Source organism: Methylobacterium sp. J-072 (assembly GCF_022829425.1).
GTDB lineage: Bacteria > Pseudomonadota > Alphaproteobacteria > Rhizobiales > Beijerinckiaceae > Methylobacterium.
The window spans coordinates 1-9860 of sequence record NZ_JAKSYK010000197.1; the positions used below are offsets into that span (position 1 = coordinate 1).

Here is a 9860-nt window from a genome sequence, read left to right on the forward strand (position 1 = left end):
AGCGGAACCTGATCCGGGACCCAGCACACGAAGCGCCGCGCCAGCGGCACAGGTCGATCGGACGGACGCTGCGCGCCGTCGTGTGCTGGGTCCCGGGTCGCATTCCGCTGGCGCTGCATGCGCCCGGGAAAACGGCCGTGCAGACCCGCTCGACGCCATGTCCTGGCTCTCAGCCCCGACATCTTGAAAGGGCTGAGCCCTTTGGAAACCCGAACTTCAAGCCTCACCCGGGGGCGGGTGACGCGCGGCGCAGGCGCGCCTAACCTGCGCCCATGCGCGTCTTCCACACCGCCGATTCCGCTCGGCACGATCCCGAGCTCTACCTGCGCCGCGGCACGCCGATCCCGCATCCCGAGCAGGCCTCGCGCTACGCCATCCTGCACGCGGCGGCCCGGGACGGCGGCCACGCCCTCGCCGAGCCCGTCGATCACGGCCTCGACCCGATCCGGGCGGTGCACGATCCCGGCTACGTCGCGTTCCTCGCCGAGGCCTGGGCGCGCCGGGCGGAGATCCCGGGCATCGCCGACGAGATCCTCACCGGCAGCTTCGCCCGGCCGCAGATGCATCGGACGCCCGCCGGCCTGCTCGGGCGCGTCGGCCTCTACACCGCCGACACCTCGACGCCGATCCGGGCCGGGACCTGGGCGGCGGTCTACGGCGCGGCCCAATGCGCCGTCGCGGCCGCCGACGCGGCCCTGGAGACGGGCCACGCCTACGCCCTGTGCCGGCCGCCCGGCCACCACGCCTACGCGGATTCGGCCGGCGGCTTCTGCTTCCTCAACAACAGCGCAATCGCGGCCGAACGGATGCGGGCGGCCGCAGGCGGCCCCGTGGCGATCCTCGACATCGACGTGCACCACGGCAACGGCACGCAGGGGATCTTTTATACGCGCGGGGACGTGCTCACCGTCTCGGTCCACGCGGACCCGTCGGACTATTTCCCGTTCTATGCCGGCTATGCCGACGAGACCGGGGCGGGGGCCGGCACCGGCCTCAACCGCAACCTGCCGCTGCCGCCGGGCTCCGGCGACGCGCCCTGGCTCGCCGCCGTGGAGGCCGGGCTCGCGGCGATCGCGGCGTTCAAGCCGCGGGGGCTGGTGGTGGCTCTGGGCCTCGATGCCGCCGCGGACGACCCGATCGGCGTGCTCACGGTGACCCGGGCGGGCTTCGCCGCGGCGGCGCAGCGGATCGCGCGCGCCGGGCTGCCCACCGCGATCGTCCAGGAGGGCGGCTATCTCTGCCCGGCTCTGCCGGAGAACCTGACCGCCTTCCTGGCCGCCTTCGACGCGGCGCGCTGAGCCGGGGCTCGGGGCAGCCCGGATACCGCGCGGCGTGGTGCGAATATGGCGCAGCGCGACGCGAAGAGTGTCCTCCGAGCCGATCCCTGCACCGACGCGGCGCGGACGACCTGTATACCGACCCGACAGGGGCCGCCTGGGTTGCGGTCCCGGCGGGAGGACACGAGCGATGCGTGCGGGCGACGTCCGGCGGCCCGATGCGGCCAGCGCCCCCTGGTACGCCGGCCTGACCAGGCGGCACTGGCGCATCCTCTGGGGCAGCTACCTCGGCTGGATCTTCGACGGCTACGAGGCGGTCGCCCTGGTCTACGCGCTCCGCCCGGCCCTCGGATCCCTCCTCACCCCCGAGCAGGCCCAGACACCGGCCTTCTACGTGGGCGCGGCGATCGGGATCACCCTCCTGGGCTGGGGGCTCGGCGGGCTGATGGGCGGAATCGCGGCCGACTATATCGGCCGCAAGCGCATGATGATGCTGTCCATCCTGGGCTACGCCCTGTTCACGGGGCTGACGGCGTTTGCCGGGAGCTTCGCGCAGCTCGCGATCCTGCGGTTCATCACCGGACTCGCCATCGGCTCCGAATGGTCTACCGGCATCGCCCTGGTTGCCGAAACCTGGCCGAACCGGGCCCGGCCGAAGGGCTGCGGCTTCCTGCAATCGGGCTTCGGCGGCGGCGCGGTGCTCGCCGCGATCGTCTGGGCGCTGCTCGCCGCCTTCGACCCGCTCGGCCCGGACTCGTGGCGGATCATGTTCGCGCTGGGGGCGCTTCCGGCCTTCGTCTGCCTGTACCTGCGGCGCGCCCTGGAGGAATCCGAGCAGTGGATGCAGGCCCTGCGGGAGCAGCGCTGGGCCGCCACCGCCGCGGATGCCGCGAGCCCGCAGCCGAAGGGGCGGCGTCCGTTCTCCCTGACGGAGATCTTCCGGGAGCGCGAGAGCCGCCGGCGGGTCCTGCTTGCCACCCTGATGTCGTTCGCCACGACGGTCGGCTGGTGGGCGGTCTCGTCCTGGCTGCCGGCCTACACGGAGGGGTTGGCCAAGGCCGCCGGGGAGCCCGCCAACGTCTGGGGCCCGCGCATGGGCATCATCTACAATGTCGGGGCGATCACCGCCTACCTGATCTCCGGCTTCGTGGCCGATGCGGTCGGGCGGCGCGCCTTCCTGCTGATCACGTATGCCGGCTGCATCGTCACCTCGCTCGCCTGCTATCTCTGGACGGGCGGGCTGGTGCCCTTCATGGGGCTCGCCTTCCTGAACGGGTTCTTCACCCTCGGCTTCGCCTTCTCGTGGATGGCGATCTACCTGGTGGAGCTGTTCACCCCGGCCGTGCGGGCGACGGCGGCCAGCGTCGTGTTCAACGGGGCGCGCCTGATCGCCTGGATCTTCCCGATCATCGCCGGTCAGATCGTCACCCTGTCAGGCGGCGTCGCCGCGGCGGCCCTGACCATGTCGAGCGTCTACGGGATCGGGCTGATCGTGCCGTGGTTCATGCCGGAAACGACCGGGAAGCCGCTGCCGGACTGACGGCTTCGGCTCTCGCCCGAGACGGGCGAGAGCCGAAAACCAGTTCGGGACGATGCTCTAGGCCTCGTCGTCTTCGTCCTGATGCCGGCCCTTGAGCTTGGCGAAGACCGAATCGGCGTCGATCCGCTCCTCGCGGCCGCCATGCTCGGCCGTCTCCTCGGGCTCGGGCGCCGTCGAGACCTCGGTGGGCAGGAGCGAGGCGCCGGACTCGGCCGCCAGGGCGGCCGGGCGGTCGGCCGCCGCGCGCTGGACCTCGAAATCGAGGTTGATCTGGGTGGCCAAGCCCAGGGTCACCGGGTCCATCGGCTGGAGCGAGCCGGAATTCCAGTGGGTGCGCTCGCGGATCTGCTGGATCGTCGACTTGGTGGTGCCGACCAGGCGGATGATCTGCGCGTCCTTCAGCTCGGGGTGGTTGCGCAGCAGCCACAGGATGGCGTTGGGCCGGTCCTGGCGGCGGGAGAGGGGGGTGTAGCGCGGACCCTTGGTGGTGCGCTTCACCTCCGGCAGCTTCACCTTCGAGACGGCGGGCTTGAGCTTGTAGTGGGGCGCCTTCTGGGCCTTCTCGATCTCGTCGCGGGTGAGCTGGCCGGTGGAGACCGGATCGAGCCCCTTGATGCCGGCCGCGACCTCGCCATCGGCGATGCCCTTCACCTCGAGCGGGTGCAGCTTGCAGAAGTCGGCGATCTGCTCGAAGGCCAGGGAGGTGTTCTCGACCAGCCAGACGGCGGTCGCCTTCGGCATCAGCGGACCCTGGGACATGTGCTCTCGTGCTCCGGCCTGGCGGGACGGGGGCCGGGCACCGGGCCGCGGGCTCCGGATGCAGATCCGGAAGTCCCGTCTCACGCTGTCGAATGGGGATGGCTCACTATAGGGCCGCCCGGGGAAGGGCGCAATCGCGGGTTCGGCGGTTCGCGGTCGCTTGGCGCCGATTAACCGGCGCACGCGGCCGGGCTACAAACCGGATGTGAGCCTGACCGACTCACCCGCGAAGGCCGCACGCGGCCGGTTGCGGCCGGGAGTGCAGAGGATGGTCATCCTTCTGGCAGTTTCCAGACAAGCAGACGGCGAGTGGAGCTTCCAACTCCGACTCGCCGTCCACCCGCTGTTCTGGAGTTGGCTAAACCCTAACGGGTAATTGCCAGGGATCGGCGGTAGCCGCCGCCGATCCCACTCCCCAATATAGCGCGGACCGGGACCAGCAACAACGGCCGCGCGGGGATGGGCAAGCCCCCTACTTCCCCGGCAGCCCGTGGACGATCGGGAAGAACGTGTCCTTCCAATCCTTCGGCTCGGCCTTGATGGTCTTCATCGCGTAGAAGTGCCGGGCCTGGAGCATGATCCCGTACGGGGTGGTGGAGAAGGTGGTCCCCGGTTCCTTCATGATCGCCACCAAGGTCTCGGGGGGCGTCTTGTCGTTGGTGGCGGCGATGTAGTCCTTGGCGGCCTGGAGCGGGTCCTTGGCGATCTCGGCATTCGCCTCGTCGATGGCGGCCACGATCGCGGCGGCGAGCTTGGGGTTGCGGGTGAACCAGCCGGTGCGGGCGTAGAAGATCGCGTTGCTCACCGGCTCGCCGACCAGCTCGTAGGAGTTGAGCACCGCGTGGATCGCCGGGTTCTGCAACTCGCGCTGCTGGAACGGCGGCAGCGAAAAGTGGCTGTTGACCTCGTTCTGGGGGCTGGCGAGCGCCGCCACCGCGTCAGGATGGCCGAGCTGGACGGTGAGCGGGTCGAGCCGGGACGCCCCGTCCGGCCCGAACGCCTTCCTGGCGGCGATCTGCAGCAGCACGGCCTGGGTCGAGACCTTCACGGAGGGCAGGGCGATCTTGTCCTTGCCGGAGAAGTCGCTGAGCGTCTTCACGTCCGGGTTGCGGGTGAGCAGCAGCATCGGCGTCGAGCCGACCCCGCACAGGCCCTTCACGTCGCCGCGGGTGCGGTCGTTGAGCAGCAGCATGTTGGTGGAGCCGCTGTCGACGATGTCGATGTTGCCCGACAGGAGTGCGTCGTTGCCGGCCGCGCCGCTGGTCAGGTTGACCCACTCGACCGTGACATCCCCGAGGCCGGCCGCCTTGGCCTGCTTCTCGATCAGCTTGTGCTGCTCGGCGAGCACCGCCGGCAGGTAGACGAAGCCGGGCTGCCGGCTGATCCGGACCTTGGCATCGTCGGCCTTCGCCACGCCGGCAAACGGGGCGGCGAGTGCCAGCCCGGCCAGCAGCAGGGCGGCGGGCCCGCTCCGGAAGAGGTGGCGGCAGATCCCCGGACTCGCAGCCGCCCGCGACGCACGCACCATGTCATTCCTCCCTTGTCCCGCCGGCTTCATGTCCGGATCCGGGCTCATGTTGACGGCAAGTGGACAGGCTCAGGCTAATAAGCGCAAGGCCCACGGCAGTCTTCACGGTGCGGTAACGGTAACGTTGCACACTCTCTCCGTGTGAATTTTCGTCCCGGGAGCGGACTCGTGAAAATCGGCATCGGGGCGAAGCTCCACACCATCACGGCCACCGCCCTGGTCGGCGTCGCCGTGGTCTCGGGCATCGGCCTGCTCAACCTGAAATCCCAGGTCGAGCAGGACCGCATGGCCAAGACCCGCAACCTGACGGACGTGGCCTACGGGGTGGCGGCCTATTTCGAGGGCGAGGAGCGGGCCGGGCGGCTGTCGCGGGCCGATGCCCAGGGCGCAGCGATCCGGGCCGTGAAGACCCTGCGCTACGACGCCCAGGAATATTTCTGGATCAACGACATGCAGCCCCGCATGGTCGCCCACCCGATGAAGCCCGAGCTCGAGGGCAAGGACATGGCCGGGGTGCAGGATCCCACCGGCAAGTACCTGTTCCGGGACTTCGTCGACCTCGCCAAGCAGAAGGGGCAGGGCTTCGTCGATTATTCCTGGCCCAAGGCCGGGTCCGACGCACCGGTGCCGAAACTGTCCTACGTGCGCGGCTTCGCGCCCTGGGGCTGGGTGATCGGCACCGGCATCTATGCCGACGACACCGCCGCGATCCTGTGGAACGCGGCCTGGCGGGCGGCGGCCGGGATGCTGGTGGTGATCGCCCTGATCGCCCTGCTGGCGGCCGTGATCGGGCGCCGGGTGACGCGGCCGCTCCTGGCCCTGAACCAGGCCATGCACCGCCTCGCGGCGGGCGACACCGCCGCCGCCGTGCCGGAGCGCGGGCGCAGCGACGAGATCGGCACGATGGCCGGCGCCGTGCAGGTGTTCAAGGACGCGCTGATCGCCAAGGCCGGGGCGGATGCCCGCGCCGCCGACGACGTCGAGGGGGCAGCCCGCCGGGCCGCTTCCCTCGACCGCCTGACCCGGGCGTTCGAGACCCGGGCGGGCGCGCTGAGCCGGGGCCTCGCGGCGGCGGCCTCCGAGCTCGAAGTCACCGCCCAGGCGATGACCGCCACGGCTGCCCGCGGCACCGAGCGCTCGGGCGCGGTCACCGCCCAGGCGGCCGGGACCTCGGCGGACGTCCAGACCGCGGCGGCGGCCACCGAGGAGATGTCGGCCTCGGTCCAGGAGATCGCCGGGCAGGTGCACCGCACCTCGGAGATCGCCGGGCGGGCGGCCGAGACCACCCGCCAGGGCGAGGCGACCGTGCGGGCGCTCGCCGACGGCACCGAGCGGATCGGCAACGTGGTCGCCCTCATCTCGGGCATCGCCGCGCAGACCAACCTGCTGGCCTTGAACGCCACCATCGAGGCGGCCCGCGCCGGCGAGGCCGGCCGCGGCTTCGCGGTGGTCGCCACGGAGGTGAAGGAGCTGGCGAGCCAGACCGCCAAGGCCACCGATGACATCGCCGCGCAGATCGGCCGGATCCAGGGCGAGACCCGGCAGGCCGTGGCGGCGATCGGCGAGGTCGGCCAGACCATCGAGGAGATGCGCAGCATCGCGGTCGGGGTGGCGGCCGCCATGGAGGAGCAGAACGCCGCGATCCAGGAGATCGTGCGCGGGGTGGTGAGCGCCGCCTCGGGGGCGCAGGCGGTGTCGGGCAGCATCGCCGACCTGCGCCAGGGCGCCGACGAGACCGGGCTCGCCTCCGAGCAGGTGCTGGCGGCCGCCCGCGACCTCACCCGCGGCTCCGACGACCTCGACCAGGCGGTCAAGGACTTCTTGGCCGAGGTGAAGGCCGCCTGAGCGCCGAGACCGGGTTCCCAAAGGGCTCAGCCCTTTGGCGGGGTATCGGGGGCGGAGTCCCTGAGTGATCTGCAGGGCTCTGCCCTGCACCCGCAAAAGGTCTCGACCTTTTGAAACCTGGACTTTCAGGCCTCGGCCGCCAGGAACGCCGCCAGGGCCTCCGAGAATTCCGGGGTGCGCAGGTAGCCGTAGGATTTGTGCCGGTTCTCGGTGCCATCCTGCCGCCGGTAGGCGTTGATCACCGGCACGTCCCGGATCCGCACCCCGGCGGCGTTCGGCGGGTAGATCGCGGCGAGGTCGTCGCCCACCGTGGCGATGTCCTGGCGGTCCATCAGGTTGGTCCAGGCCGTGACGGCTTCCGGCACGCACAGGTCGCCGTGCTCGGCGGCGAGCTTCAGCTTCAGTTCGGCGAGCCCCAGCGGCGAGCCGAGGGTGACCAGGGTGCAGCGGGGCAGGGGGGGGCCGTCCCGCTCGGCGGCCCGGAGCACGTCGTAGGCGATCAGCCCGCCCATCGAGTGCGCGGCGATCAGAACGGTGCGATCCGCCGCCTCGGCCAGGGCCTCGCGCAGGCGGGCGCGGGCGGCGTTCCGGAACGCGGCATCCTCGTAATAGCCCCAGAGGTCGTCGAGGCGGTATTCCAGGATCAGGCCGTCGACCGGAGTGAATCCGGTGGCCTCCTCGAGATGCGCGAGGCCGCGATAGATCCGGTCGGTGAGGGTGGGCTCGGCCTGCGCGGGATCGTCCGCCGGGGACGGGAACGGGCCGGTGCCGGGATCGGCGCTGTAGGGCTCGCGGTTGAGCCCGCCGGCCAGGGGTTCCGGGTAGCGCAGATCCGCCCAGTAGACGAAGCTGAACGGCACCGCGGGCGCCGAGCCCCCGCGGTTGCGGGCGAGGCCCTCCAGGATCGCCGCCCGCCACCAGGCGGCCTTCTCATCCCGGGGCGGCTTGTTGGCGAGCCCGTGGATGCCGATGAGTGTCGTCCGACCCAGTGTCCGCCCCTCCCGGATCGGCGATGCGTCCGCGCGGGCGAGATAGCGCCGGACTGCGCCGCCGGCACTGCGGCGAATTCTTCACCGCGGCGGGATCAGTCGAACAGGCTGGAGACGCTGGATTCCGTGGCGGTCCGGCCGATCGCCTCGCCGAGCAGCGGCGCGATGGTCGCCACCCGGATGTTGCGGGCGAGCTTGACGGCCTGGGTCGGCTGGATCGAGTCGGTGATCACCAACTCCTTCATCCGCGAGGCGGCGATGCGCGAGACCGCGCCGCCCGACAGCACGCCGTGGGTGATGTAGGCGGAGACGTCCTTGGCGCCGGCCTTGAGCAGGGCCTCGGCGGCGTTGACCAGGGTGCCGCCCGAATCGACGATGTCATCGACCAGGATGCAGGAGCGGCCCTCGACCTCGCCGATGATGTTCATCACCTCGGATTCGCCCGGCCGCTCGCGGCGCTTGTCGACGATGGCGAGCGGGCAATCGATCCGCTTGGCGATGGCCCGGGCGCGCACGACGCCGCCGACATCGGGGGAGACCACCATGCGGTCGGCGGTCGGCAGCCGCTCCTTGATGTCGCGCACCATCACGGGGGCGGCGAACAGGTTGTCGGTGGGGATGTCGAAGAAGCCCTGGATCTGGCCGGCATGGAGATCGAGGGTCAGGACCCGGTCGGCCCCGGCCTCGGTGATCAGGTTCGCCACCAGCTTGGCCGAGATCGGGGTCCGGCCCGAGGTGCGCCGGTCCTGCCTTGCGTAGCCGAAATACGGGATCACCGCCGTGATGCGCCGGGCCGAGGACCGACGCGCGGCGTCGATCATGATCAGCAGCTCCATCAGGTGGTCGTTGGCCGGGAACGAGGTCGACTGGACGATGAACACGTCCTCGCCGCGCACGTTCTCCTGGAGCTCGACGAAGATCTCCATGTCGGCGAAGCGCCGGACCATGCACTTGGCCAGCGGCAATTCGAGATAGGCGGCGATCGCCTCGGCCAAGGGCCGGCTCGCGTTGCCGGCGATGATCTTGATCGAGGATTTCATGACGTCCGCCCACTCGCGGCCGAGCTTCGCGCCGCACTCCGAACACCGGTCCCGCGCGGGCCGGATGGATCTGATGACGGGCGAGGCTCTTAGCAGCGGGCCGAAGGTGTCACAATGCCTTCACGCGCGCACCGCACAGGCGCGCGCCCGGAACGGCCGGTGCAGAGTGCGGCTCAGACGGCCGGCGGCTCCAGCAGCCGGTGCAGGTGGACCACGAAATAGCGCGTCTGCGCGCTGTCGACGGTGGCCTGGGCCTTGGCCCGCCAGGCGGCCTGCGCGGAGGCGTAGTCCGGGAAGATGCCGACGATGTCGAGGCCCTTGATGTCCCGGAACTGGACGCCGTCGAGGTCCTGCAACTCACCACCGAAGACCAGGTGCAGCTTCTGGTCGCTATCGATCGCCGTCGCCATGACCTCTCCTTAACGTCCCGCCGCGGCGCCCGCTTATGCCCGGCGCCGACGATTCCATCGACGGCTTCATCGACGGTTTCTCCGCGCTCCGCAACAGCGCGGCGCGGCGACGGGGCAGGTACGAAACGACCCGGTCCCCATGGTAGAGCGCTCGCCGCCGAAGTGGATACCGGTTCGGCGTCAGCGAGCGCGTCCAATCAAGGACTTAGAGCGCCTAACAGAACGGCACGGAGCGAGGCTTTCAGCGTGGGTTTAGCATGGCCAGCCCGCTTCTGCCCGATGATCTCTGGGATGAGATCGCTCAGCTCCTCCCGCCGCCTCGGCCCCGTCCGAAGGGCGGGCGTCGTCCAATGGATAACGGCGCCGACCAGACGGGCACCCTGGCTGCACCCGCCCTGGCGCTCGGCCGGCCGGGCCGGACCGCGACATGAAGACGGCGGACGCCCGGGGGCGCCCGCCGCTGAACGTCACT

At 70.8% G+C, this 9860-nt stretch carries 8 protein-coding genes and 1 pseudogene; 4 read left to right on the top strand and 5 right to left on the bottom strand.

Going from position 1 to position 9860, the window contains the following annotated elements; all coding sequences use genetic code 11:
* Positions 1-272 precede the first annotated feature (272 nt).
* The gene (locus MKK67_RS26175; RefSeq protein WP_243970985.1) at positions 273-1298 is read left to right on the top strand and encodes a histone deacetylase family protein; all 1026 of its coding nucleotides are present in this window, start codon (positions 273-275) and stop codon (positions 1296-1298) included.
* 169 nt (positions 1299-1467) lie between these two features.
* The gene (locus MKK67_RS26180) at positions 1468-2817 is read left to right on the top strand and encodes an MFS transporter (protein WP_243970987.1); all 1350 of its coding nucleotides are present in this window, start codon (positions 1468-1470) and stop codon (positions 2815-2817) included.
* A 57-nt stretch (positions 2818-2874) separates the two neighbouring features.
* Here MKK67_RS26180 and MKK67_RS26185 read toward each other — a convergent pair whose 3' ends face one another.
* Both MKK67_RS26185 and MKK67_RS26190 read right to left on the bottom strand, forming a co-directional pair.
* On the bottom strand, positions 2875-3576 hold the full coding sequence (locus MKK67_RS26185) for a DUF1013 domain-containing protein (protein ID WP_243970989.1): 702 nt from the start codon (positions 3574-3576) through the stop codon (positions 2875-2877).
* 472 nt (positions 3577-4048) lie between these two features.
* A complete protein-coding gene (locus MKK67_RS26190) occupies positions 4049-5104 on the bottom strand; it encodes an ABC transporter substrate-binding protein (RefSeq protein WP_243970992.1) in 1056 nt (351 codons plus the stop codon).
* 168 nt (positions 5105-5272) lie between these two features.
* Here MKK67_RS26190 and MKK67_RS26195 point away from each other — a divergent pair, with 168 nt between their 5' ends.
* Positions 5273-6949: a methyl-accepting chemotaxis protein gene (locus tag MKK67_RS26195; protein WP_243970994.1), complete on the top strand. Its 1677-nt coding sequence runs from the start codon at positions 5273-5275 to the stop codon at positions 6947-6949.
* Between the two features lie 125 nt (positions 6950-7074).
* On the opposite strand, the gene MKK67_RS26200 is transcribed toward MKK67_RS26195, so the two are convergent.
* The 3 genes from MKK67_RS26200 to MKK67_RS26210 all read right to left on the bottom strand — a co-directional run bounded on the left by MKK67_RS26200 (position 7075) and on the right by MKK67_RS26210 (position 9388).
* Entirely contained in the window at positions 7075-7809 is a 735-nt protein-coding gene (locus MKK67_RS26200) for a hypothetical protein (protein ID WP_409568443.1), read from the bottom strand.
* 224 nt (positions 7810-8033) lie between these two features.
* On the bottom strand, positions 8034-8978 hold the full coding sequence (locus tag MKK67_RS26205; RefSeq protein WP_243970996.1) for a ribose-phosphate pyrophosphokinase: 945 nt from the start codon (positions 8976-8978) through the stop codon (positions 8034-8036).
* A 173-nt stretch (positions 8979-9151) separates the two neighbouring features.
* Entirely contained in the window at positions 9152-9388 is a 237-nt protein-coding gene (locus MKK67_RS26210; RefSeq protein WP_243970998.1) for a DUF4170 domain-containing protein, read from the bottom strand.
* Between the two features lie 257 nt (positions 9389-9645).
* Between MKK67_RS26210 and MKK67_RS26215 the strand changes: the two are divergent.
* Positions 9646-9765, top strand: a pseudogene (locus MKK67_RS26215) (IS5/IS1182 family transposase); the annotation flags it as partial.
* Positions 9766-9860 lie beyond the last annotated feature (95 nt).

Coding starts and splice junctions, on each gene's coding strand:
- MKK67_RS26180 (WP_243970987.1), top strand. CDS start 1,468: ATGCGTGCGGGCGACGTCCGGCGGCCCGATGCGGCCAGCGCCCCCTGG.
- MKK67_RS26210 (WP_243970998.1), bottom strand. CDS start 9,388: ATGGCGACGGCGATCGATAGCGACCAGAAGCTGCACCTGGTCTTCGGT.
- MKK67_RS26185 (WP_243970989.1), bottom strand. CDS start 3,576: ATGTCCCAGGGTCCGCTGATGCCGAAGGCGACCGCCGTCTGGCTGGTC.
- MKK67_RS26175 (WP_243970985.1), top strand. CDS start 273: ATGCGCGTCTTCCACACCGCCGATTCCGCTCGGCACGATCCCGAGCTC.
- MKK67_RS26190 (WP_243970992.1), bottom strand. CDS start 5,104: ATGGTGCGTGCGTCGCGGGCGGCTGCGAGTCCGGGGATCTGCCGCCAC.
- MKK67_RS26205 (WP_243970996.1), bottom strand. CDS start 8,978: ATGAAATCCTCGATCAAGATCATCGCCGGCAACGCGAGCCGGCCCTTG.